Genomic DNA, 25,160 nt, shown 5'->3' with positions numbered 1-25,160 from the left:
TCCATTCAAATTAAGTTGGGGGTGGTGACAGAGTAGCTGCCCTAGTCCGTCACATAATTCCCTAAAAATATAAGAGATTTTTAATTTGCTTCTACTAGTTTTCTTTTATTAATCGCTCGATATAATGATCCCTGTGAAAGTCCTGTACCTTCTACAATTTCTTTTACCGAGTATTCTTTACTGTCATACATCCTCAAGGCTATTTCAATTTTCCCTTGATCCACTTTAGGCCTTCCTAGTTTTTTTCCTCTTCTTTTACTCGCTTCTAACCCTTCTTTAACTCTTTCTACAATTAAATTTCTTTCTAACTCTGCGATGACACACATCATTTGAAACATGGCTTTTCCCGTTGATGTTCTTGTATCCATGTTCTCCTTAATAGAAACGAACTTTACACCAGTATCCTCGAATTGCTGAATAATAGAAAGAATATCAAGTGTTTTTCTCCCTAAGCGTGAAATACTTTCTACTACAACGGTATCACCTTTCCTTATTACATCTAGCAATGAGTTAAGTCCATCTCTATCCTTTGTAGTCCCAGTAAATTTCTCTTGAACCATTTTTTCACAGCCGTACTCAGAAAGTAATATAATTTGTCGGTCTAAATTTTGGTCAACTGTCGAAACTCGAGCATAACCGATTATCATAAAGAAGCCTCCTGCACAATTTAATAATCTAATTGTACAAGAGACATCATTTTTGTAAAAGTATTTGGTAAAACTTTTGGTAATTATTTTTGGTAACCTATAAAATTAGTAAAATCAAGCATCAGTATTTCTCATAAATATTGTTACAAAAAATATGGTTTTTGGTAACAATCTTTTTATTAATACAAAACCAATCAGATATAATTATTTTGATAAACGCTCCATGAGAGTAGCTTTTTCTGCTTCAAAACCAGGTTTGTCAAGTAAAGCAAACATATTCTTCTTGTATGCTTCGACTCCAGGCTGGTCAAATGGGTTAACTCCTAATAGATGGCCACTAATCCCACATGCCTTCTCAAAAAAGTAAACCATCTCACCGTAAGTGTATTCATTCATTTCATCCAGTTCAATCACGAGATTAGGTACTTCTCCATCTATATGGGCCATAAGGGTACCCTGAAATGCACTTTTGTTGACTTCATCCATCGTCTTACCTGCCAGGAAGTTTAATCCATCAATATTTTCTGGATCCTCCTGAATAGTCACTTCAATTCGAGGTTTCTTAATCTGTAAAACCGTTTCTAAAAGGTTTCGTCGACCTTCTTGTACATATTGCCCCATGGAATGCAAATCCGTTGAAAAATCAACGGAAGCAGGGAATAGCCCCTTTTGATCTTTTCCTTCACTTTCCCCAAACAGCTGCTTCCACCATTCCGATACGTAGTGAAGGGAGGGCTCATAGTTAACAAGCACTTCAATTGCTTTTCCCTTATTGTAGAGTACATTTCGGACCGCAGCATACTGATAGCTCTCATTTGTCAATAAATCAGGATTGTTGTATTTACGGGCTGCTGCTGCTGCCCCTTCCATCATATGATCAATATCAAGTCCTGCTACGGCAATTGGTAAGAGACCAACTGCTGTTAGCACAGAATACCTTCCACCAACATCATCCGGAATAACGAACGTTTCATATCCTTCTTCGTCCGCAAGCTTTTTTAATGCGCCTTTTTTCTGATCTGTAGTAGCAAAAATACGTTTTCTCGCCTCTTCTTTTCCGTATTTTTTCTCCATATAGTCACGGAAAATACGGAAAGCAAGGGCTGGCTCTGTCGTTGTTCCTGATTTAGAAATGACGTTAACAGAGATATCTTTCCCCTCTAATAGTTCAAATAAATGAGATATATAAGTAGAACTGATATTCTGACCGGCAAAATAAACATGTGTCTTATTGTTCATCTGGTTATGAAAGCTATGGGACAGAGATTCTATAGCCGATCTTGCCCCCAGGTACGAACCACCAATACCAATTACAACCATTGCGTCTGAATGTTTCTTGATTCTTTCAGCAGCTTGTTTAATTCTTTCAAATTCACTCTTATCATAGTTTAGTGGCAAATCGACCCAACCAAGATAATCAGAGCCGGGGCCTGTTTTTTCATGTAGCATTTTATGAGCCACTTTTACAAATTCACTTAGATTATCTACTTCACTCTTTTTCATAAATGCTAATGCATTGGAGTAATCAAACGAAATAGTCATACATTACTTCCCCTTTCAATCAAATTTAGCTTAGCTGCTTCAATCGGAGATCCTTCTCCGTAAAAAAGATCTCTCGGCATAGTAAAACGTTTCATGTTAGTGCATTCTCCTTTTCTACAGTATATAAGGGAAGTTTTTAAAAACACATTTAAACTCCCCCTTTTCAATTTTGAAAAATCCTTAGTGGGACCGTGTAATTATCAATAGCGTACATTAAAAGATAGTTAGTATTAAGAAAACTCAATGGTCCCTCTCTACATCGGCACTTAGTATGTCTTCTGTTTTGATTTCAAGTAATATTTCCAAGAATCTTATCGTTCCTAATACTTTTCGAGTGTCTCCCTCATTTTGAACATTCTCCATTTTCTTTTGTTGGATCAGTTCACTTATTACTTGCTTGAAAGCATTGGTTTTTATAAGCCATTCTCCAACCAGTAGCTTAGTTGAGTCTCTCTCGTGTTCGGTTTTGACAGCAAATAAACTTTCGGTATCTGTCTCTCTTAACGTGATTGAATTAAAATCTTCGCTCATTTGAATCCGAAAATAATTCCTTTCACTATCATAATATTTTCCGTCCCTTAGAAGAAAATACTCTATCCCTAATACTATTTCATAAAAGGGCTCATTATCTGATGGAGAATGGAGTTCTTTTACTTCGATATTCTTCACCATATCTAAATGGGGTAGCGTCAGGAAAATGCGGATTTACAACGTTAAGGAAATTTTCAATATTAAAAAGCCTAATTTCTCAATTGAGAAATTAGGCTTTCATTGCTTCATTAAAGCGCCCGATTCTTAAAGATGTAACCTGTTTCCAATTTTTTAAAAAAACATTAAAGAATGTTCACTCCTATTTTGGGAACAATACAATTGGTTGTATTAAAGAATAAGGAGGTTAATTAGAAATGGATAATCAAAAATTAGCCGATCATGAATCATTGGATTTACATGAGGCCATTAACTTTAAAACGCTTTGTATCGCCAAGTCTAAATTAATGCAAGGACTGGTCTTTGATGATGATTTGAGGAATTTAATGAAAAAAGATGTTGAACAATCAATACAAGATCTGACTGAATTGCAGTCCCTCTATGAACGAGCACCCTTTCAAGCTCCTGTTCCTCAAAATCGTCCAACACCCATCATTAATGGAAAGGAAGGAAACATTCATTGAATAATGATTATTTGGACCCAATAAACTCGCTGCATATGCCTGAACTAGCAGACACAACCTTTGCCATGGACTTTCTTCTTCGTGCCAAAGAAGGCGTTCGTAACATAGCTGTAACATTGACCGAATCCGCATCACCTGATGTCCGTGCTGTATTAAAAAAACAATTGATGCAGGGCATCACAATGCACCAGGAAATTTCAGAATTAATGATTACTAAAAAATGGTTCCACCCATACGAATTAAGTGAACAGTATAAACTAGATCAACTCTCTGCCAATAATACATTGAAGATTGGCAAAATGAACCTATTCCCTGTTGAGACCAATAGAAAAGGTATGTTTGACCGGACACCTGATGATCACTAACACTGGAGGCTGTAACCAATGAAGGCAGTAACGTATCAAGGTATTAAAAATGTTGTAGTCAAAGAAGTGCCAGATCCAAAAATTGAAAAACCAGATGACATGATTATCAAAGTGACCAGTACTGCGATATGTGGTTCTGATTTGCATTTAATTCATGGCATGATTCCTAATCTGCAAGAAAACTATGTTATCGGTCATGAACCGATGGGAATTGTTGAAGAGGTTGGACCAAATGTTACGAAAGTAAAAAAAGGGGATCGTGTTATTATTCCTTTTAACATTGCCTGCGGGGAATGTATTTATTGTAAAAACCAACTGGAAAGTCAATGTGATAATTCTAATGATAATGGTGATATGGGTGCCTATTTTGGATATTCTGGAACAACTGGCGGTTACCCAGGCGGGCAAGCGGAATATTTAAGAGTGCCCTTTGCCAACTTTACTCATTTTAAAATTCCAGAAACTTGTGAAGAACCAGATGAAAAGTTAACAGTTATTGCCGATGCGATGACTACTGGTTTTTGGAGTGTTGACAATGCAGGGGTCAAGGATGGAGATACAGTTATTGTTCTTGGCTGTGGTCCAGTTGGTCTTTTTGCTCAAAAATTTTGTTGGTTAAAAGGGGCAAAACGAGTCATTGCCGTTGATTATGTCAATTATCGCCTGCAGCACGCCAAGCGCACCAACAAAGTAGAAATTGTTAACTTTGAGGACCATGAGAATGTAGGAAATTATCTTAAGGAAATCACCAAAGGCGGTGCTGATGTTGTCATTGACGCTGTTGGTATGGACGGTAAAATGACTGATATGGAGTTCCTTGCCAGTGGAATGAAACTTCAAGGCGGAGCATTAAGTGCGTTTATCATTGCTTCACAAGCAGTGCGCAAAAGTGGGACAATTCAAGTTACTGGCGTTTACGGCGGCAGATATAATGGTTTCCCTTTTGGAGATATTTTTCAGCGAAATATCAATATCCGCTCTGGGCAAGCACCTGTGATTCACTATATGCCATATATGTTTGAATTAGTTTCGACCGGAAAAATTGACCCAGGAGATGTCGTGAGTCATGTACTTCCACTTAGTGAAGCAAAGCGTGGCTATGAGATTTTTGACACTAAAATGGATGAATGTATAAAAGTCGTGTTGAAACCTTAAGGAAGGAGGTATAAAAAATGAACTACGCCTTACATGAAGTTCTTGAGGTCCATGAGATGGCTGCATTTAAGACCACTTGTTTAACTAAATCCAAAACGATGAAAGCGTTAGTTACAGATCCGCGATTAAAAGATATTATGCAGCAAGACATTGATGTATCTACGAGACAATTACAAGAATATTCTTCCATCCTTTCCAACGCTAAGCAGTAAATTAGGAGGTGAATGAACATGAATCCAATCATTGAGAATTTAACTGGCATGGACGCGCTATCGGATCAAGTGGTTACAATGGATCTACTCATTTCAGCTAAAAGTGGAATTAGAAATTATGCCATGGCCGTTACGGAGGCAGGAACACCTGAAATTAAAGAAATGCTCACTCGCCATTTAGTGGATGCTCTTGATCTGCATGAACAAATATCCGCATATATGGTAGAAAAAGGATGGTACCATGCTTGGGATACAAACGAACAGATTAGTTTAGATTTAAATAATATCAATACAGCATTGAACTTACCCACCCTATAATAATAAAAAGGGAGCAGTTTAGGATACGAACCTAAACTGCTCTAATAAATCCAAAAATATATACAATATCCCTCCTTTTGTGGCTTCCATTTATTTACGATTACAAATTTGAAACTATTTATTATTTTCAATTGGTTGGCGCAGGAAATTCACCAATTTTCATACGAAGTAAACTATAAGGTTTTTGTCGCAGATCTTTTCCATAATGAAATCTTGCCTTGCCGATGCAATTGGTTCACAATGACATATAAGTATTCATCCGGACCAATCGAAAAAGTATCCGGCCATAAAATTCTCGGATCATGTGCGATGGTTTCCATTGTGCCATTCGGTAATATCTTTCGAATACTATTGTTTTCATAGTCTCCAGCATAAACGCTTCCTTTTGCACCTGTGATCATTCCATCAGACGCCCCTTTTTCTCCCCAATACTCCACATGATAAGGTAAATCCCCGTCCGGTATATTTCTGTCTCTAAGGGTCTCTGTTGAGATCGAAAACAGATGACGACTGGTTAGTGGAGCAAAATATAAAATCTTGCCATCGGGAGAAATCGCAAGACTATCAGATGCCAATCTAAATGGAGAAGTTGAACCGTCTTTGTTTCGATTCATTAAAATTTGACCTTCTACTTTCGGTAAAAAATAGGGATCCGGTGAAGTTGAATTGGCCCCATTTAACCGTCTAAACGCGTTTCCATTTGATAAATCTACGACGATAATAGCTCCTGGTCCTCTTGAAGAAGAATCCGTTATATAGGCATAACCTGCTTTTCCTACACGAAAATCAAAACGGACATCATTCAGATAAGTTGTAGGCAGGACAACATCTTCTGTAAAGGTATATACTCTCCTTATTGTATTCGTGCTTAAATCAACAGCTACTAATTTTGCTCCCCCTTGAATAGGTTCAGAAAAATTTGGTGCCCCTGTATCTAGTACCCAGAGTGTTCCTCTTCCATCAGCAACGATACTTTGGACACTGATGAAAGTCATTGTGATATTCCCGGTGTTAACCAAATTGGTTTGTAAATTAGGATAAGGCTGCAATTCACCCTCAACAATTTCCGCCACAGTAAATTGAACGTCGTCTCCCCATTTCGGAAAGCAAACAAAAATACGACCGGTTTCGGAGACGCTGACACCTGTAGGCATAGCCCCATAAAAAGCATGCACCAATTCAAACTGCCCAAAATATTTTTCCACAGGTAACATAGGTTGCATGATATCCTCCTCATCAAATCCGAACGGATATCACCTATATATGATGAAAATTTTTTGTAGTGCCTGGTTCTTGATAAATTTTTCTATCGTGATGGATGCTGGGGTTTATTAGTCCAGGAGAACATCCGGAGAAACCAATAGCGTTCCAAGCCCCAAATGATTCGTGAGGTTGAATGTATAATAGTCTTTTTAAAACCGTAATACTCTTCTCTTTCCAAAAAGACTTCATACTTTGTATAGAAGTCTTTTTGTCTGTAATTATTTAGATTATTGGATAATTCAGCTCGTAACTTGGGTAGCAATAGTATGGTGGTCTCAGTCCTATTTTTGGCATGGGCCAGGAATCCTCCATATAGAACATCTTTACTTTTTCATTTGAATGGTTTACTAGCAATAGCTTTACTTCTGGATTAAATTCATATCTCAAAATGGTAACCCCCTTCCATTAGGAATGTGTGGATTCTCCCCCATCAACATGAAGAACTTGACCAGTAACAAAACGAGAATCATCCGAAGCAAGATAGACAAAGGTTGGGGCGAGTTCAAATGGATGTGCTACTCGTTCCATTGGATTAAAAGCTCCATATACAGCGACTTGGTCTGACGAGAAACTTGCTGAAATAAGTGGGGTCCAAATTCGGCCGGGGGCGACGGCATTGACTCGGATCCCTTGTTTCACGACATTTTTAGCCAGGGCACGTGTCCAACCAACTATTGCGCCTTTTGTGGCGGTATAATCAATCATTTGCTGCTCACCTACATACGTCACCACTGAAGTAGTGCCAATGATTGAGCTGCCTGGTTTTAAATGAGGAAGCGCTGCTCTTGTTGTGTAAAAATGAGAGTATATATTAACTTTGAAGGTGTCATCGAATTGCTCATCTGTAATGTCAAGCAGGCTTAGTTGTTGGAATTGGATACCAACGTGGTTACAAAGAATATCGAGACGTCCAAACGTATTTACTGTTTGTTCTACGATGGAGATACACTGTTGTTTGTCCCGCAAGTCCCCAGGCATTAGAAGACAACGTTGTCCGAGTTGTTCAATCCTTGCTTTTGTTCGGTTTGCGTCCTCGTGTTCATCTAAATAAGCGATGGCAACATTTGCGCCTTCTTTAGCGAACGCAATCGCTGCAGCTGCACCAATACCACTGTCACCCCCTGTAATAAGTGCTACTTTTCCTGTTAACTTTCCACTCCCTTTATAGTTCGGGTTTTCGATAATTGGAAGGGGTACCATCAATTTTTCCACTCCGGGATGGCGCAGCTGGCGCTGTTCAGGTAAACTTATCGGAATTTCTTCGTAACGTGTGATTTTCCCATAGTTAGGGTACATGGGATAAGGTTGAGTTTTCATGTTCGCTTTAAACATTTGTTGCATTTGCTTTATTTGGTCTAATTGACGACTTTGATCCTTTTGATCCATGGAAACCTCCTATAGAAATAATTTTCTTCTATAGAATGTTTATGTTGTTCACTACAAATAAAGTAAAAAAAGTGTGAAAAAAGTTGTTTACTTTCAACACAGAAGCATGCCAGGTTACTCGTTCGTCTTTATAAGCCAAATAAAGAATAAAAACTTGTTTTTTTAATTTTTTCGCCCAAGACCTTAAATATTCAAACACTTGAATTCCCCACTCTTTTTACATTTAATTAAGTTGAATTTCGTATCCATTTGAATAACGATAACCGGAAATTAAAAGTATTACTCGTATAAAATTGTATCAGCAGTTCTCACCCAATTTTGAAGTAAACTTTCAATAATAGCTGGTACAGCTAAAAGTAAAATTACTTCTGAATATACATTCAGGTTCATATCATCACATGTGCAAATAATTGCCCCTTTTCAAACCCCGTAAAAGCTATATAAGGGAATTGGATGACTATTTATTCCCGTCTGACAGCTTTCTATATAATGAAGCCCTAGACACATTCGTGATTTCGCATATTTGATTTACAGTCATACCGCCTTCCTTATATAGCTTCACTGCATAATTCATTCCTGCGTGGTTTTTGTGATATTTCTTCAATCTGCCTTTAAACTTCCCTTCTTTCTTAGCCAGATCAATCCCTTCACGTTGGCGCATACGGATAAGATCTCGCTCCAATTGATTAACACCAGCCATTACCGTAATTAAGAATTGGCTATATGGATTATCTTCTGATAAATCTAGCCATGTATCTTTGAGTGATTTTAAGTTTGCCTTCTTCCTTCGTATTAAATCAATCAACTCAAACAAGTTCTGCGTACTGCGAGTGATCCGAGTTAAGTCTGTAACATAAATAATATCGCCTTCCTGTAAATCCTCTAACATTTTTTGAAGTTGCTCACGATCCTTTGTTACGCCAGAAACTTTTTCTTCATAAATAATATCCATACCGATTTCGTTCAATTGCTGAAATTGCCTTGAAGGATTTTGGCTAATCGAACTGACACGTATATAACCCATTTTCCGCAAAATATCACCTCGTTTTTGAGACAAGTCTTATGAGACAGTCGTAACTATGATTTTATCAGTCTATTACATTTGTATCAATAGAGTACACTCTATTGATATATAATAATACTAATATACTCTGAATAGTTTAAGAAATGAGATGATACAATTTGAAAATTGCAAGAGGAAGAGAATTACTTACAACGGATCAAAGGAATCTTCTTATGGAGATTCCGGAAGATGATTTAATTGAAGGAACCTACTATACATTTTCTAATCAAGACTTGGCAGTTATTAATAAGAGACGTAGGGAAGAAAATAGATTAGGGTTCGCAGTGCAATTGGCTGTTCTTCGATATCCAGGCTGGTCATATAGACATATTAAAAACCTGCCTGATTCGGTTATGCGATACATAGCAAATCAAATCAATGCGGATCCTTCTTCACTTAGTCTTTATCCCCAAAGAGAAAATACGCTGTGGGATCACTTGAAAGAGATTCGGAACGAATATGGTTTTATAACATTCACTCTAAAAGAATATCGAATGACATTTAAACACCTTTATCAGTTAGCATTGGAAAATGGAGATGCTATTCATTTACTACACGAGAGCATAGATTTTTTGAGAAAGAATAAAGTTATACTGCCTGCTATTACAACACTTGAAAGGATGGTATGGGAAGCTAGGGCAATGGCAGAAAAGAAGATATTTAATACCGTCAGTCAATCTTTAACTAATGACCAAAAGGTAAATCTTGAAGAAATTATTATCTCTCAGCATAGATCTGAAACTAATAAGACAATATTGGGTTGGTTAAAGGAGTCACCAGGTCATCCTTCTCCTGAGACATTTTTAAAAGTAATAGAAAGACTTGAATATATTCGGGGAATGGAACTAGGAAGCGTTAAAGTTAATCATTTACACCGGAATCGCTTTTTACAGTTTTCTCGACTAGGTTCAAGATATGAACCTTATGCTTTTCGTGACTTCCAAGAAAACAAACGTTATACAATTCTAACCGTATATTTATTGCAACTTACTGAGGAGTTAACAGATAAGGCGTTTGAAATTCATGATAGACAAATACTTAGCCTGCTGTCAAAGGGACGAAAAGCTCAAGAAGAAATTCAGAAAAGGAATGGTAAGAAAGTCAATGAAAAAGTAATTCACTTTTCTAACATAGGCCAAGCATTAATAAAAGCGAAAACGGAAGGGTTAGATGTCTTTGAGGTTTTAGAGTCCATTATTGAATGGAATTCCTTTGTCACATCAGTAGAAGAAGCCCAAGAACTAGCCAGACCTGTTGATTATGATTATCTGGATTTACTCCAGAAGCGTTTTTATTCCCTTAGAAAGTATACACCGACCCTATTGAGAGTTCTGGATTTTCATTCAACAAAGTCAAATGAACCACTTTTGCAGGCGGTTGATATTATACGTGGAATGAACGATTCTGGAAAGCGAAAAGTCCCTATAGAAGCTCCTGTAGATTTTGTTTCAAATCGTTGGAAAAAGCATTTATATGAAGAAGACGGTACAATCAATCGACACTATTATGAAATGGCTGTTTTAACGGAATTAAGAGAGCATGTTCGAGCCGGTGATGTGTCTATCTCAGGCAGTAGGCAATATAGAGATTTTGAGGAATATTTGTTTTCACAAGATACGTGGAACCAAGACAAAGATCATACACGATTATCAGTTAGCTTATCGTTCGAAGCATACATTCAAGAAAGGACCAATAGCCTTAATGAGAGACTAAAATGGTTATCTAACAATTGGAATAAACTAGAGGGAGTTTCGCTCGAGAAAGGAAAGCTTTCAATTGCACGGTTGGAGAAGGAGATTCCAGAGGAAGCCAAAAAATTTAGTGCTAGACTTTATCAGATGCTTCCTAGGATAAAATTAACCGATTTACTCATGGATGTTGCTCATATAACTGGATTTCATGAACAATTTACTCACGCCTCAAATAACCGTAAACCAGATAAAGAAGAAACGGTAATCATCATGGCAGCCCTATTAGGAATGGGATTGAATATTGGGCTAAGTAAGATGGCTGAAGCAACGCCGGATCTTACATATAAACAACTTGCCAATGTATCTCAATGGAGAATGCATGAAGATGCCATGAGCAAAGCGCAAGCTGTATTAGTAAATTTTCACCACAAGTTAGACTTATCTTCCTATTGGGGTGACGGTACAACATCTTCGTCAGATGGAATGAGAATGCAGGTAGGCGTTTCATCTTTACATTCAGACGCAAATCCGCATTACGGAACCGGAAAAGGTACAACAATCTACCGATTTACCAGCGACCAGTTCTCATCGTATTATACAAAAATTATTCATACTAATTCAAGAGATGCTATTCATGTCCTAGATGGATTATTGCATCACGAGACCGACTTAAATATAGAAGAGCATTTCACAGACACAGCTGGCTATACAGATCAAATTTTTGGATTAACTCACCTTTTAGGCTTTAAGTTTGCGCCAAGAATAAGAGATTTGTCAGATTCAAAGCTGTTTACATTAGAAAAGGCAAGCGAGTATCCAAAATTAGAGTCTATTTTTCGTGGCCAAATAAATACAAAAATTATTAAAGATAATTATGATGATGTCTTACGATTAGCTCATTCAATAAGAGAAGGAACTGTCACGGCATCACTTCTTATGGGGAAGCTTGGCTCCTACTCTAGACAAAACAGTTTAGCTACAGCTTTGCGTGAAATGGGAAGAATCGAAAAAACTATTTTTATTCTTAATTACCTTACTAGTGAATCTTTAAGAAGAAAAATTCAAAAAGGCTTAAACAAAGGAGAGGCCATGAATGGTCTCGCAAGAGCAATTTTCTTTGGGAAACAAGGGGAACTTCGGGAACGAACGATACAGCATCAACTACAAAGGGCCAGTGCTTTAAATATAATTATCAATGCCATTAGTGTTTGGAATACGCTACATCTGTCAAAAGCAGTGGAATACCAAAAGGGCTTAGGGGGTTTTAAAGAGGACTTGTTGCACCATATGTCTCCTTTAGGCTGGGAGCATATTAATTTACTGGGGGAATACCATTTTAGTCATGAGAAAATGGTTTCATTAGATTCTTTAAGACCATTAAAACTTTCTTGACGTTGTTAAAAACGGGGTAATCGTCAGGAAAATTCGCTTAACGTTGTAAATCCGCATTTTCCTGACGCTACCCCTAAATAGGTTTCTAAACCATATTGTGTGTTAATGATTTTTGCATCCAATACGTTCATGATGTCACACCTCAATATTGTTTTATTTTTTTGGCTCTGTTAAACTTGTCTGTTGGCTCCAGGTGCTCGCTTTCCGCGGGCGAGCCGGGAGCCTCCTCGGCGCTGTGCGGCTGCGGGGTCTCCCTTGTCCTGTTTTTCCCACAGGACGTTGAATCATCATCCGTGAATAGGCACCGCACGAGAAAATGTGAATGCATTTTCGAGGAGTCTCGCTCCTTCCGCTTCAATCAACATAGTTAGCACTATCAACGACTTAAGTAAATCTACCAATTTTTGGGATATACCAAACTAAAAATCCAATGAATTTCCGGCTCATTTTAACGAAAGACATATACAGCAGATGACTTTATGATTTTTCCACAGCATGTCCGCCAAATTCATTACGAAGGGAAGCTACCACTTTACCTGTAAATGTATCATTGTCTAATGAACGGTAACGCATTAGTAAAGACATAGCGATAACAGGGGTAGCTGTTTGAAGATCCAAAGCGGTTTCAACTGTCCATTTCCCTTCCCCAGAAGAATGCATAATGCCCTTAATTTCATCTAATTTTGCATCTTTAGAAAATGCGCGTTCTGTCAATTCCATGAGCCATGAGCGGATGACAGAACCGTTATTCCACACCCGTGCCACTTTTTCATAGTCAAAATCGAAATCGCTTTTTTCCAGGACTTCGAATCCTTCACCAATGGCGGCCATCATTCCGTATTCTATTCCATTGTGGACCATTTTTAAGAAGTGGCCACTACCAGATTTCCCAGCATATAAATACCCATTATCTACAGCTGTATCTCTAAAAATCGGCTCGACAATGCTCCATGCTTCAGGATCTCCACCAATCATATAACAAGCACCATAGCGAGCACCTTCCATCCCCCCAGAAGTACCGGCATCCATAAAGCTCACTCCAACTTTCTTCAACTGTTCGTAACGACGAATGGATTCCTTATAATGCGAATTACCAGCTTCAATGACGATATCTCCTTCACTTAGAAATGGTGTGATTTCACTAATAACTGAATCAACGACGGAGTGTGGGACCATTATCCAAACAACTCGTGGCTTTTCTAATGATTGAACAAGATCTTGTAAACTGGATGCTCCTTCAACTCCATATTTTTTAATTTCTTCAATAGTATTTGTATTTAGATCAAACGCCATTACACGGTGTTTATTGTCAATTAAGTTTTTTCCTAAGTTCATACCCATTTTCCCTAATCCAATTAATCCTACTTTCACTTGAGTTTCCTCCTTTAAATTACAAAAAATAGCGTGTATTATTATGCTACCCATTTGTTGTTCTTCATGGTCTCCTTATGGAACCATAAGGATTCAACAAATACTTTAAGTTCCTTGGGTAAATCGCGTAACAATTATCTGTCAAATCCAACCTCGGTTTGCTCTCTTCATACCAATAGCCTTCCAGGGAGGTGCGGATTAAACTCCCCCCTGGTTTCCCACCATTTAAAACCATCCTCCTCCAATAATTGCGAAGCAGCTTGTGGCCCCATCGAACCGGCTTGATATAGGTGGAGTGGAAGGGCATTTTCCTCAAACGCCTCTAAAACGGGCTGTACCCATTTCCAAGATAATTCAACTTCGTCCCAATGAGCAAAGAAGGTAGAGTCCCCACGCAGAGCATCGAATATTAAGAGTTCATAAGCTTCTGGTATGTCTTTTGTACTTGCTGAGAAGTCAACAATTATCGGCTCCAAATTTCCATTTGTTAAATTTTTGCTATTTAATTGCATCGACACACCCTCATTTGGACTTACTTTGATAACTAATAGATTGGGTTCTGCAAATTGATTCTCGTTAGTATACACATTTTTCGTTGGATTCTTGAATTCAATCACAATCCGCGTCGACTTTTCCTTCATTCTTTTTCCTGTCCGGATATAAAATGGCACCCCATCCCAGAATGAACTATCAATCCATAAACGAGCAGCCACAAATGTATCGTTTGTGGAAGAAGCATTCACTCCAGGTTCTTCTAAATATCCGACTACAGGTTTACCCTTTATTTCCCCCGGTCCATATTGACCACGAACAACGTGGATACCTACAGTATCTTTCTGTACAGGCCGAAGAGAGTCCATAACTTTTCTTTTCACTGTACGGATATCGTTCGTGCTCATCTGTTTTGGCTGATGCATGGCCGTCATCATCAACAGCTGCATCATATGATTTTTGGACCATATCACGAATAGCCCCTGCTTTTTCATAATAACTAGCTCTCTCTTCTACACCAACCGTTTCACTAGCCGTTATTTGCACATTGGCAATATACCGATTGTTCCATAGTGATTGCAGCACAGGGTTGGCAAATTCTAAAGCTTCAAGGTTTTGAACCATCGGTTTTCCAAGATAATGGTCAATCCTGAAAATTTCGTCTTCTTCAAAAGCTTTGCTTAGTTTTTCATTTAAATCTTGAGCAGATTTTAAATCACGCCCAAATGGTTTTTCGATCATTAATCGTTTCCATCCTTTTGTCGAGCCTAATCCACTCTCCTTGATGTTCAAAGCAATTACATCAAAGAATTCAGGAGCAACAGAAAGATAAAACATTCGATTCTCTTCAATACTCTGGTCTTTTTCATTTTGTTGAACGACTTCAACTAACTTCTTATACCCTTCAGCATTCGTGAAATCTAACTGGCAATAACGAAATGCCTTTACAAACTCTTGTTTTTCGGATTTATCATTTATCAAGTGTCTAGAAAAAGTGTATAGCGAGTCTGTTACATGGTTTTGAAAATCAACATCAGACATTTCGTCTATTCCTACACCAATGATCAAAAAAGAATCTGGTAATTTTTGATTCAAATATAAATTAAACAAGGCAGGGTAGATTTTTCGCTTAGCTAAATCCCCAGTTGCCCCAAATAAGACAAACGTCATAGAATCCACTTTTCATTCCTCCACTTTTTCAAAGCATTTTCAAATAGAAAAATGTCTGATTTTCTTCGTTTCCCCTACAAAACAACAAGGATTTTCGCTATTGCGTTATCCTACTTTTGGATGTAAGTTTCGTTTATTTCTCCCAGCTTGTCCGGTAATAATGATATCTCTTAATTGAGAATGTCCACATTTTGGACAGGTTTCATTATTTATGGTGATGATTAGACATCTTTCACAAACTTTTCGCTGCTTAGTTTTGAACCTTTCCATGCGGATCTCTCCTTTCGTAAAAAGCAACAACATGTATAAATTATTAAATGAAGTTTCACTTCATCTCACCATGCTTGTAGCAGTATTCCCTTAAGGTTTGGTAGTATTCTTTAAGCTCGCTATTACTTGAGCAAAATCAGTATATTACGTATGTTATACTTTTGAAAGTACGCACTTTATTAACATATAGATACATTGGTATAACATAGTGTTAAAAATAATACTATAAACTTGAATCCAATACCAAGAGTGAAAAGCCAAGGACAGCGATTATACAAGATTCGCTGCCCTTGGCTTTTTAGTAACTGATTCTTTTATTAAATGTTGTGTTTAAATGTTGTGTTTTTTCAACCTTTTAAATACGTAGAGATATAAAAAAACACGGACAGCATCTTTATTAAGATAGCTAACCGTGGTTTGTTAGTATATGAACTTTTTTACACTTTTTCGAACCCCTAGGAGAAACTCTTTTTTCTACTGAATAGACGATTTGTTTTCTGTTTCTTTTTCCAATACATTCTCAATATAATCTTTACCCCAGTCATACATAGCATCCAGAATAGGCATCAGACTTCTTCCATACTCAGTGAGTGAGTATTCAACTTTTGGTGGAACGACAGGATAGACTTCACGATGAACAATCAAATGGTCTTCAAGTTCGCGCAATTGATTAACAAGCATTCTTTGAGTGATACCCGGCATGAGGGCCTTTAGTTCACCAAAACGTTTGGTTCCTTCTTTTCCTAGATGCCACAATACCAACATTTTCCATTTTCCACCAATAATCGAAAGAGTCAATTCTTTTTCACAATTAAACACTTTTTCCCCAAGATTCGGCATTCATTTCACCTCCAACCCTTATTATGTCCCATAGTATACTTTTTGTTACTATATGATAAAAAAGTGCATACTTTTAATTTAGTAACATACCCAGTATACTGAGTATCATACCGTTAGTAAATAGCTATCAATTGGATACAATAACACTGTGCAAAAGAAAGCTATACGGCACAATATACTATTATATAAGGAGCGAGTAATAAATGAAATTACAATTAGCATTAGATCTTGTAGATATTCCAGGAGCCATTGAATTGGTGAAAGAAGTAGAAAATCATATAGATGTTGTAGAAATCGGCACGCCGGTTGTGATTAATGAAGGCCTTAAAGCAGTAAAGGAAGTGAAAGCTGCCTTCCCTAACTTAACTGTATTAGCTGACCTTAAAATCATGGATGCAGCTGGATATGAAGTTAGCCAAGCATCTGCAGCAGGCGCTGACATCATCACCATTCTTGGTACAGCTGAAGACGAGTCCATTAAAGGTGCTGTAGAAGAAGCAAAAAAACAAGGTAAACAAATCCTTGCTGATATGATCGCAGTTAAAGACATTGAAGGTCGTGCGAAAGAACTGGATGAACTAGGAGTAGATTATATCTGCGTTCACACAGGTTATGACCTTCAAGCTGTAGGAAAAAATTCTTTCGAAGACCTTGCAACCATTAAGAGCGTTGTAAAAAATGCGAAAACTGCTATTGCAGGCGGAATCAAATTAGAAACACTTCCAGATGTGATTAAAGTACAACCAGATCTTGTCATCGTAGGTGGCGGTATCACAAGCAAAGACGATAAAAAAGCAGTTGCAGCTAAAATGCAAGAATTAATTAAACAAGGTTAATTATAACTATGAAAACTACTCAATATTTAGCTGAAGTCGTTCAAGAATTAAGTCGGACAGTCGACTTAATCTCTGACGAAGAAGCAGAGAAGTTGGTTAATAAGATTCTGGAATCCAAAAAAATCTTTGTTGCAGGTGCGGGCAGATCTGGATTTATGGGCAAATCTTTCGTGATGAGAATGATGCACATGGGGATCGATGCTTATGTAGTCGGTGAAACTGTAACAGCAAATTTAGAAAAAGGTGATTTGTTGATCATCGGTTCAGGTTCAGGTGAAACGAAAACCTTGGTTTCAATCGCTGAAAAAGCAAAAAGTTTAGGTGGGACGGTCGCAGCTGTAACGATTTCCCCTGACTCCACGATTGGAAAATTAGCTGATATTATCATTAAATTGCCTGGATCACCGAAAGATCAATCTGAAAGTGAATATAAGACCATACAACCAATGGGGTCACTTTTTGAGCAAACGATGTTATTATTTTATGATGCATTGATCTTGCGTTTTATGGAAAAAAAGGCTTAGACTCTACTAAAATGTACGGCAAACATGCCAATCTCGAATAGAGTACACTTTAAAAAATATGGAAACATCGTAAAGACCGCATTTATTTCTTTTATGAATTGCGGTCTTTACTGCATATTACAAATAACACAGTCCATACAGGAAAGAAAAAATAGCCCCTGATTCAGTCCCTTCTATGGCCGGATCAGAGATCATTATTGGGTGGGGCACAGCCAAGAATTTAGCCATCACTCACAGTATGAGCCCTATTTGGGTTATCACCAATATTTCACTGGTAGGCCCCATGTCTATATAAGTTTTTTTATGGGAAAATAAAATCCTATTGGCGATGAAAAACGCTTCATAAGTGTAGTAAACAAAACTCTTCGTTTTATAAAACAAAGGAATGAGGTTGAATAAATGGTTCGATTCGGCGTAATCGGTACTAATTGGATTACAGAAAGATTACTTGAAGCAGCAAATGATGTAGAAGATTTTAAACTAACTGCTGTTTATTCTCGCACGATTAGTAGAGCAGAAGAATTTGCAAGTAAATATGGAGTAACAAAAATATTTACAAACCTAAAAGAAATGGCAGTTAGTCAAGAAATTGACGCGGTGTACATTGCTACTCCCAATTCATATCACGCAGAACAAGCTATTTTATTTTTGCAAAATGGCAAACATGTGTTATGTGAAAAGCCACTGGCTGTTAATGCAACCGAAGTAGCGAGGATGATTCAAGCCGCAAAAGATCATAACGCCCTATTAATGGAAGCAATGAAATCAACATTACTTCCAAACTTCAAGGTCATTCAAGATAATTTACATAAAATTGGTCCTATCCGTAGATACTTTGCAAGCTATTGTCAGTATTCATCTCGTTATGATAAATACAAAGAAGGAATTGTCCTTAATGCCTTCAATCCAGAGTTTGCGAACGGTTCATTAATGGACCTTGGTGTCTATTGTTTGTATCCACTTATTACATTATTTGGTGAACCAAAAGAAGTGAAGGCAACTGGCATTATGCTTGATTCGGGTGTGGATGGTGAAGGTAGCGTCATCTTAAAATATGATGATAAAGATGCGATTGTGATGTATTCCAAAATAACGAACTCTTATTTACCAAGCGAAATTCAAGGCGAAAAAGGAAGTATCATGATTGATAAGATTCATACGGCTGAAAAAGTAGAAATTCACTACACTGACGGCACGGTTGAACAATTAACAGTCGACCAATCTCATCCAGCTATGTATTACGAAGTGAAAGAATTTATTGAATTAATCAACCGAGGAAAAACAGAGTCTGATACTAACTCATATAAAAATTCATACACCACGATACAAGTGTTGGATAAAGTGAGAGATGAAATAGGTCTTGTATATCAAAGTGATCATAAGTGAAAAAACACAAAAAACCCTACAGCGACTTGTATTATTCTCTTGAGAAATTACGAATCTGGCCTGTTTGTCGAAGAATAAAAGAAATCGTTTTAGAACTTACCTAAACTATTTTGCATCCATTCTTTTTTATAAGAGCATTATAGCATTTTCTACCCGGCTAACAAATTTTAAAGGACTTTTGCTTATTATGCAAAGGTTCAATGCTCATTTTTTAAGATGTGTTTCTTCTTTAATTTGTGATTTAGTTTAAGTATTCCTTAATAGGAGTAGCGACAATGACACTACCCCTATTAGGATCCTACCAACAACCGCACTTTTCTGACCCCACCCTACCCTACAGAGTAAAAAGGGTTGTAAATGTAAAAAAAATCCATGCTATGACCCTTTTTTACAAGTACCTCGGTCGTACCCCTATAACACGCTATATGCTAACCTTTTGAAACTCTGTCACAAAATAAAATTAATATCAGAGGGATTTTTTATTACTTATTGAAATAATATCATTTTGAGGTGCATTTGTATGAATATTAAAGTAAAGTTGTTGTGAATATATGATTGATATCTTGGGACTCATCTTGTTTTATTCCCCTCAAATATACCTGCTCTACAAAACAATTATCGTTTTAATGGAAATTGCAAAAGAAGTGAAATCCGATTTTAAAGACTTGAATAACAAACGTAAAAATAGAAAAGTTTCTTAACTATGTATAGATTTATATATATCTGAATGGACCGGAAAGGTACATTCTTGACTTAAATGGATGATATAAACGTGTATCAGTATTGTCTAAGGGTGTTGCCATATTCGTACTTACACCATATGCTTTTGCTTGACCATAGAATATAAAGTTCCAATTAATTGCATTTACCTCACCAACGTTACATAATTTCTTTATGAGTTGTGTCATTTGTTTTTTGTTTATCTGCTTATCAGTAATATCCAATAGGTGAATATGTTTGGTATCTTGAGCTACGTGTATTTCAACCTTTTTAGATAAAGAAAGAGGAAATATCATCATTTCCTCCTAATCAGAACAAACGAAAGGGTGTAGCAAAAGCTAACTCTTCATCTGAAATATTTAATTCATACTTTGCTTGAGTGAAAGCAGCTACGTTAACAGCTTTTTGGATCACTGGTTCAATTTTCTTCAACTCTTCAACTGCTTTTTCTTTTTCTTCTTCCGTACCATAATGCAGAATACCATTTAATACGACCATTTTTTGGAGTAGAACTGCTGTATCTAATTGATCAAGATCTTGGAAGTCTGGTTTGTTAGAATTCATCATTATTTCCCCCTGTAGGTTTATTACTCTTATAGTAAAAATATTTGGCAACTTATGCAAATTTTAATTGGTATGTCCTCTGTTGTTATTGAATAAACTATGTCCTACTATATTTCTCTTCTCTAAACCACAAAAACTCCTATCCCGGAATCTTTGGGTAGGAGTTTTTCTATAAGTTTATAAATTAGAATCATCCAAATTACTTTCAAATGTATCTAATGAAGTATCCACAAACTCTTCGAAAGTGCTTTCATCAGTTTCCATTTTTGCTTGTTGATATACTTTATTACCATTTATTTTAAATTTACCTTGGTATGCACCTACTGGTATATAGACTGTATCGGTTTTATCTACTTGAGGCCCCTCAAATTTCTTTAACAATAAGTACTGCTTATCTCCCTCTTTTAGAACAGAAACACCATTTAATTTATAATCTACTTGTTGCAACTCTTCTTCACCATCTTTACCCTTAGGTGAGTAAACTCCTCCTGTCTCAATAATCTTCAGTGTTTCATTCTTTTTTACTTTTCCCTTTTTACTTTTCAATACCTTAACTTCAGAAAAGGTAAAAGGAAGGTTCTCATAAACTATTGTCTCAGTGCTTATAACTTCTACTTGAGCCATAATTTCAGCATCTTTTTTCAACTCTTTAAGTGTTTTATAGTTTTTATCTAGTTCTGCAGAGAATTCTACAGTCTTTATATTTTTTTGAACTTCTACTTCTTCTTTAATATTTGAATTCGCTTGTTCAGATTCGTTGTTCGAACATCCGATTGTTAGTCCTAATAGTGTTACCCCTAATAATGAAATTACTTTTCTCATATAAAAAGTCTCCTTTAGTTGAATTAATAAAGATTAAGTATTCCACTTCTATCATCAGTTGCTGGAGAATAAACTGTTCGATCCCTATTTTTATACATCAAAGCATTTAGTGAACCTGAGTGTGCTAAACCTAAAATATGACCAAATTCATGTGCAGCTGTTGCTCTGATATCATTATCAATATCATTATGAAGGTAGTATGCATTTAATTTTGCACGTCCGTAAGTATAATTTGAAGAAGGTCCTACTCCTGTTTTTGACATCTGTCCATTACTATTAAAGAATTCAGCAACACCATTCCATCCGGTATCCCCGTAATTATTGACATAAAATTCTGCTTCTGCATCTTTTACATTAGTAGTTTGATAGAAATATACATCGTCTTTAGTATTTCCACTATTAACATAGTTGTTCCAATTTGAGACTGCTTGATCAATCACATTTCCATAATTTCTTGTTTTTCCATTATAAGTAAATGAGTCCTTATATACATAATATTGTTTTCCATATACACTTCCGCTTGAGAATTTCGCTTTGTTTGTCCAGTAATTATAAGCACTAGCATCTGAGACAAAAAATGTACTTGTGATAACTGTAAAGATAACAACTGCAATAAATAACTTAGTTCTCTTAATCATTTCTCCACTCCCTAATTTTAAATTTATATGTTCTCTAAAAATATATTATATTTTGGTAAATATGTCTGTAATTTTTTTGAAATATTACTATATCTTTGTAAAACTTTCTATTTTTTTGAAGATTTTATATATTAACCCAATAAAAAAAGACTTAAAAATAAGTCTTTATAACAATACTCTTATTCACTTGGAATAAAGCCAATTACTTTATTGTCTGAGCTAACTAATACTGTAGGAGTACCTATAACAACATTTTCTTTGTCTTCGAATGTTACTGCTACAACTGTTTTTCCTATATAAGTTTCATCAATCAACTTATAGTCATCACTTACCTCGACTTCAGATACTGAAGCTTTATCCAAGTCTTCGTTTGCATTATCACTCATTTCTTGATTAACTAAGTAGTTCCAAGCTACTTTCTTTTCCTCAACAAATTTGTCGTTAGTACAACCTATTAGAAGAGTTAAAAATAAAATAACAAAAATAAAACTTAAGTTACTAATTTTCATTTTTTTACCTCTCTCAAAGGACTTTGTTGTGAATCTCGAATCTCTTTTACAATTCTATTTTCTATTTATATATTATTTCGTTTTGTTCATAAGATTTCCTCTTTAGTTTTAGACTGTTTATTAAAAAGTTAAGCTAATTTTATTTAGTTATTTCTCAATCATCGAACTCCATATCCCAGATTGAGCTAATTTCTCCATAAGAATGATGGTAAATAGGACTAAAAGGAATTTTAGTATTCACACGTTTGACTATTTTCGATAGTAACTTATTTGTAAAAGGTTGATCTATCTCAACTGGCAACAAAATTTTATGCTCTACTGAAGAAGATAGAATGCTTATATGATTCACTTTGACCTTGAGGATACCAAGAAAAATAGAGAGAGCTTTTTCAATAGGTACAACTTTAGCAAATTCTAGTTTGTGAAAGTCTTCTTTAATAAGTTTGTGCTTTCTTAAATGATAATTTCTAGTAGATAAAGGGAGTTGTTCACCTTTTTCTGCCTTTTTAATCATTTCATTTAGTTCATCTTTTGTCTGAAATTTAGAATGGTAAAGGTGTTCCAAACTAGATAGCAGCAACCCATTCCGAACACTATCATCCCAAAAAGGAACCTCCACTTTATTTGATTTTCTGTTATTTAAAGAATCAATCCACCTCTTAGGAATGATTTCTATAACGTTATATACCTGCTCTTCATTTGCTGCCAGATCGGAAAAAACTTCTGCAGTTAGTTGAATATCTTTCATTTCTACCGGAATATATTTATCCAGTGGATGATCTATTGGGAAAAACAGCTTGAATTCTTCATTACTATTCTTATCATACATATCAACATAATAATAAGGTTGTTTCGATGGTGCCTTGTACAAATAATCTTTTTGCATTGTAAATGGGGGAAGCGCTCTTGTACCTTCATTTATGGAATTTATTTTCGGTTTTTGTAAATAATCCTCAAAACAAAAAGGATCTCCCCATAGATTAAAACAAATTTCCTCTAAATTAAACTCATAATCAAAGTTGTATGTATAGCTCCGATTATTTTGACTTTCTAATCCTCTCAAAATATTAACTACATTCGTACTTGGATTATAGGTAATAAGAGAATGTGATTTCGAAAAAGTATCTTGAAAAATAAGCGATTGGCCGGCATTTAAAATGCTACATAATGCAAGTCTCTTTCCGCTAACTAAATTCTCCCCAGCTATCCATATATCGTGAATATTGGCTTGTTTGTAAAGGTCTTTTCTCCGTTTAATATCCTCACTTGGTATATTAGAACGTTGATATTCAATGACCCATTGAGTTCCATTATGAAATTGAATATAGATATCTGCTATTTGTTTCGTCTGAGGTATATATTTCTCGATATCAATAATTTTAGCTTTATGATCCAACAAATCTTTAAAATAATGATATAGTTTTAATTTTCCTTCATAGTGCTGCTCTGACTCCCCATCATGTTCGTATGGACAGTCTATAATGTTTTTATGTCTGAAGTGTGGTCTCTTTTTAGGTGTAGGGGCCCACCGCAACATTACCTGGTCTTTGCAGTTTGGACATCTGAATTTTAATTCGTCGGTTTCAACAGTTTTTAAATATTCACGTTTAGTCGAGTATGTATCACTCAAAATATTAATGACTTTATTACCAAGCATAGCAATATACAATTGAGTACCTCCTTTCACTTCAAAACCTATTTTAGCTTTATAGATTAATTTTAAAAAGCACAAGAGCAATTAATAAAACAACACGAATACTAAGAAGAACATCAAATTTTTTTGTCTTTCACTGTCATTTTTGATACCAACTATACTAAACATAAATTTGAGTAGAAGAAATGTGACTGGAACCGCGGTAATAAATGTAAGAATTGCGACTAACAATGCAGTCATTAGAATCACCTACCTTTCGTTCGAACACCTTATAACAAGCTCAATACTTGATTAAGATATTTCTTTACATCAACCACACGTTCAGCTGCAGCATCTGCAATCTGTCGATAATGAGTTACTCCTTCATCTGTTAAGCGTAAAATACGTTTAGTACGTTTCTCAGAATCCTCCCAAGCTCCAATCAAGAGATTGTTTCTCTCCATTTCAGAAGACAGATCGTACAGATAACTGTTACTTGCTACCCAACCATATTTCATTTTTAACAACTCTCCAATTTCACCCATGTATATGGTAGTACGATTAGAAGCCGCTTTAAGTGTCACATATCGAACAAGATCCATAACAGAAACGAGTTTCGAGAAGTACTTTCTATGTCCTTCAGGTAATTCATGTTCTACTGGTGGATTTTCACCTGATCCAGTCAGATCATAAACAAATCGATCGATTACCATTTTTACTTCAAGTAACCGCTCTTTGAAATTATCTATATACCAATTATATAGTTCTTGTCCTTTTTCTGTTATGGAAAAAACATTCTTGCCTCCCTCTTTTACAAAAGATAGCACTTCGGTTTGTGCCAGCTCCTTTGCTATTTTACACAGATAATCGTAACTATGAATTTTCCCTGAGTAGTTTTCCTTCAATTTTATATGCAAGGCACGAGGATAATTCGGGCCATGTTTTAGTTCATTTAATAAGAACAGGGTTAAAAATTCACGCTGGCTCATACCAAACGTTTCAACCGTCACGTCCTTCTGATTTGCTTGTTTTAACACTTTATTCACTCCTTTTGCAAGTAGGGGAGGCATATCTTACAAGATAACGCAAGTTATCCTACACCTCGATAGAATATATATTCGCTATCCCTGGCTCTTCGTCCTGCTTTCTGCTGTTTTTTTCCTTGAACAACCTTGTTTT

23 protein-coding genes and 3 pseudogenes are annotated in these 25,160 nt (G+C 36.1%); 9 read left to right on the top strand and 17 right to left on the bottom strand.

Features of this window, described 5'->3' with window-relative positions:
- Positions 1-80: 80 nt before the first annotated feature.
- The 3 genes from AC0L8O_RS26135 to AC0L8O_RS26125 all read right to left on the bottom strand — a co-directional run bounded on the left by AC0L8O_RS26135 (position 81) and on the right by AC0L8O_RS26125 (position 2,861).
- Complete coding sequence (locus tag AC0L8O_RS26135; RefSeq protein ID WP_066154495.1) at positions 81-647, bottom strand: recombinase family protein; 567 nt, start codon at positions 645-647, stop codon at positions 81-83.
- Positions 648-851: 204 nt separating this feature from the next.
- Complete coding sequence (locus AC0L8O_RS26130) at positions 852-2,189, bottom strand: glucose-6-phosphate isomerase (RefSeq protein WP_031538331.1); 1,338 nt, start codon at positions 2,187-2,189, stop codon at positions 852-854.
- Positions 2,190-2,429: 240 nt separating this feature from the next.
- A complete protein-coding gene (locus tag AC0L8O_RS26125) occupies positions 2,430-2,861 on the bottom strand; it encodes a hypothetical protein (protein WP_473449483.1) in 432 nt (143 codons plus the stop codon).
- A 233-nt stretch (positions 2,862-3,094) separates the two neighbouring features.
- On the opposite strand from AC0L8O_RS26125, the gene AC0L8O_RS26120 reads away from it, so the two are divergent.
- Genes AC0L8O_RS26120 through AC0L8O_RS26100 form a run of 5 tightly spaced genes read left to right on the top strand, consistent with a single transcriptional unit; the run spans position 3,095 to position 5,411 of the window.
- Positions 3,095-3,361: a spore gernimation protein GerQ gene (locus AC0L8O_RS26120; protein ID WP_326271181.1), complete on the top strand. Its 267-nt coding sequence runs from the start codon at positions 3,095-3,097 to the stop codon at positions 3,359-3,361.
- On the top strand, positions 3,358-3,726 hold the full coding sequence (locus AC0L8O_RS26115) for a spore coat protein (RefSeq protein WP_251224574.1): 369 nt from the start codon (positions 3,358-3,360) through the stop codon (positions 3,724-3,726). Before AC0L8O_RS26120 ends, AC0L8O_RS26115 begins: the two co-directional genes overlap by 4 nt.
- An 18-nt stretch (positions 3,727-3,744) precedes the next feature.
- Positions 3,745-4,881, top strand: coding sequence for a zinc-dependent alcohol dehydrogenase (locus AC0L8O_RS26110; RefSeq protein ID WP_473449479.1), 1,137 nt, complete (start codon positions 3,745-3,747; stop codon positions 4,879-4,881).
- Between the two features lie 17 nt (positions 4,882-4,898).
- Entirely contained in the window at positions 4,899-5,093 is a 195-nt protein-coding gene (locus AC0L8O_RS26105; RefSeq protein WP_473449478.1) for a hypothetical protein, read from the top strand.
- Between the two features lie 18 nt (positions 5,094-5,111).
- Positions 5,112-5,411, top strand: a complete 300-nt coding sequence (locus AC0L8O_RS26100) for a spore coat protein (RefSeq protein WP_473449778.1) — start codon at positions 5,112-5,114, stop codon at positions 5,409-5,411.
- A 127-nt stretch (positions 5,412-5,538) separates the two neighbouring features.
- Here the strand turns inward: AC0L8O_RS26100 and AC0L8O_RS26095 are convergent.
- The 3 genes and pseudogenes from AC0L8O_RS26095 to AC0L8O_RS26085 form a co-directional block, all read right to left on the bottom strand.
- A pseudogene (locus AC0L8O_RS26095) lies at positions 5,539-6,634 on the bottom strand (L-dopachrome tautomerase-related protein).
- Positions 6,635-7,079: 445 nt separating this feature from the next.
- Positions 7,080-8,060 (bottom strand): SDR family oxidoreductase, encoded by a 981-nt coding sequence (locus tag AC0L8O_RS26090; protein WP_473449476.1) that lies wholly within the window; start codon positions 8,058-8,060, stop codon positions 7,080-7,082.
- Between the two features lie 457 nt (positions 8,061-8,517).
- Positions 8,518-9,093 carry a recombinase family protein gene (locus AC0L8O_RS26085; protein ID WP_473449473.1) on the bottom strand — a complete coding sequence of 192 codons (576 nt, stop codon included), beginning with the start codon at positions 9,091-9,093 and terminating at the stop codon, positions 8,518-8,520.
- 149 nt (positions 9,094-9,242) lie between these two features.
- Here AC0L8O_RS26085 and AC0L8O_RS26080 point away from each other — a divergent pair, with 149 nt between their 5' ends.
- Positions 9,243-12,206 (top strand): Tn3 family transposase, encoded by a 2,964-nt coding sequence (locus AC0L8O_RS26080; RefSeq protein WP_473449470.1) that lies wholly within the window; start codon positions 9,243-9,245, stop codon positions 12,204-12,206.
- A 477-nt stretch (positions 12,207-12,683) separates the two neighbouring features.
- Here the strand turns inward: AC0L8O_RS26080 and gnd are convergent, their stop codons facing one another.
- From gnd to AC0L8O_RS26060, 4 genes and pseudogenes are all read right to left on the bottom strand, one after another.
- A complete protein-coding gene (gene gnd, locus AC0L8O_RS26075) occupies positions 12,684-13,577 on the bottom strand; it encodes a phosphogluconate dehydrogenase (NAD(+)-dependent, decarboxylating) (protein WP_031538333.1) in 894 nt (297 codons plus the stop codon).
- Positions 13,578-13,744: 167 nt separating this feature from the next.
- Positions 13,745-15,248, bottom strand: a pseudogene (zwf, locus tag AC0L8O_RS26070) (glucose-6-phosphate dehydrogenase).
- A 96-nt stretch (positions 15,249-15,344) separates the two neighbouring features.
- Positions 15,345-15,509: a hypothetical protein gene (locus tag AC0L8O_RS26065; protein ID WP_155986760.1), complete on the bottom strand. Its 165-nt coding sequence runs from the start codon at positions 15,507-15,509 to the stop codon at positions 15,345-15,347.
- Positions 15,510-15,983: 474 nt separating this feature from the next.
- A complete protein-coding gene (locus AC0L8O_RS26060; RefSeq protein ID WP_031538335.1) occupies positions 15,984-16,349 on the bottom strand; it encodes a winged helix-turn-helix transcriptional regulator in 366 nt (121 codons plus the stop codon).
- Between the two features lie 203 nt (positions 16,350-16,552).
- Here AC0L8O_RS26060 and hxlA point away from each other — a divergent pair, with 203 nt between their 5' ends.
- From hxlA to AC0L8O_RS26045, 3 genes and pseudogenes are all read left to right on the top strand, one after another.
- Positions 16,553-17,185: a 3-hexulose-6-phosphate synthase gene (hxlA, locus tag AC0L8O_RS26055; RefSeq protein WP_031538336.1), complete on the top strand. Its 633-nt coding sequence runs from the start codon at positions 16,553-16,555 to the stop codon at positions 17,183-17,185.
- A gap of 8 nt (positions 17,186-17,193) precedes the next feature.
- A pseudogene (gene hxlB / locus AC0L8O_RS26050) lies at positions 17,194-17,750 on the top strand (6-phospho-3-hexuloisomerase).
- Between the two features lie 358 nt (positions 17,751-18,108).
- A complete protein-coding gene (locus AC0L8O_RS26045) occupies positions 18,109-19,095 on the top strand; it encodes a Gfo/Idh/MocA family protein (protein ID WP_072526549.1) in 987 nt (328 codons plus the stop codon).
- Positions 19,096-19,808: 713 nt separating this feature from the next.
- Here AC0L8O_RS26045 and AC0L8O_RS26040 read toward each other — a convergent pair.
- From AC0L8O_RS26040 to AC0L8O_RS26010, 7 genes are all read right to left on the bottom strand, one after another.
- A complete protein-coding gene (locus AC0L8O_RS26040) occupies positions 19,809-20,114 on the bottom strand; it encodes a hypothetical protein (protein WP_473449466.1) in 306 nt (101 codons plus the stop codon).
- Positions 20,115-20,124: 10 nt separating this feature from the next.
- A complete protein-coding gene (locus AC0L8O_RS26035; RefSeq protein WP_473449463.1) occupies positions 20,125-20,382 on the bottom strand; it encodes a hypothetical protein in 258 nt (85 codons plus the stop codon).
- Between the two features lie 174 nt (positions 20,383-20,556).
- Entirely contained in the window at positions 20,557-21,201 is a 645-nt protein-coding gene (locus tag AC0L8O_RS26030) for a hypothetical protein (RefSeq protein WP_473449460.1), read from the bottom strand.
- Between the two features lie 23 nt (positions 21,202-21,224).
- The gene (locus AC0L8O_RS26025; protein ID WP_473449458.1) at positions 21,225-21,839 is read right to left on the bottom strand and encodes a matrixin family metalloprotease; all 615 of its coding nucleotides are present in this window, start codon (positions 21,837-21,839) and stop codon (positions 21,225-21,227) included.
- 179 nt (positions 21,840-22,018) lie between these two features.
- The gene (locus AC0L8O_RS26020; protein WP_473449455.1) at positions 22,019-22,348 is read right to left on the bottom strand and encodes a hypothetical protein; all 330 of its coding nucleotides are present in this window, start codon (positions 22,346-22,348) and stop codon (positions 22,019-22,021) included.
- A 154-nt stretch (positions 22,349-22,502) separates the two neighbouring features.
- Positions 22,503-24,017: a competence protein CoiA gene (locus AC0L8O_RS26015; RefSeq protein WP_473449452.1), complete on the bottom strand. Its 1,515-nt coding sequence runs from the start codon at positions 24,015-24,017 to the stop codon at positions 22,503-22,505.
- A gap of 254 nt (positions 24,018-24,271) precedes the next feature.
- Entirely contained in the window at positions 24,272-25,018 is a 747-nt protein-coding gene (locus AC0L8O_RS26010) for a hypothetical protein (RefSeq protein ID WP_473449450.1), read from the bottom strand.
- Between the last annotated feature and the right edge of the window lie 142 nt (positions 25,019-25,160).

Source organism: Metabacillus sp. KJ11-3 (assembly GCF_055808295.1).
This window is presented reverse-complemented; position numbering and strand designations above follow the sequence as displayed.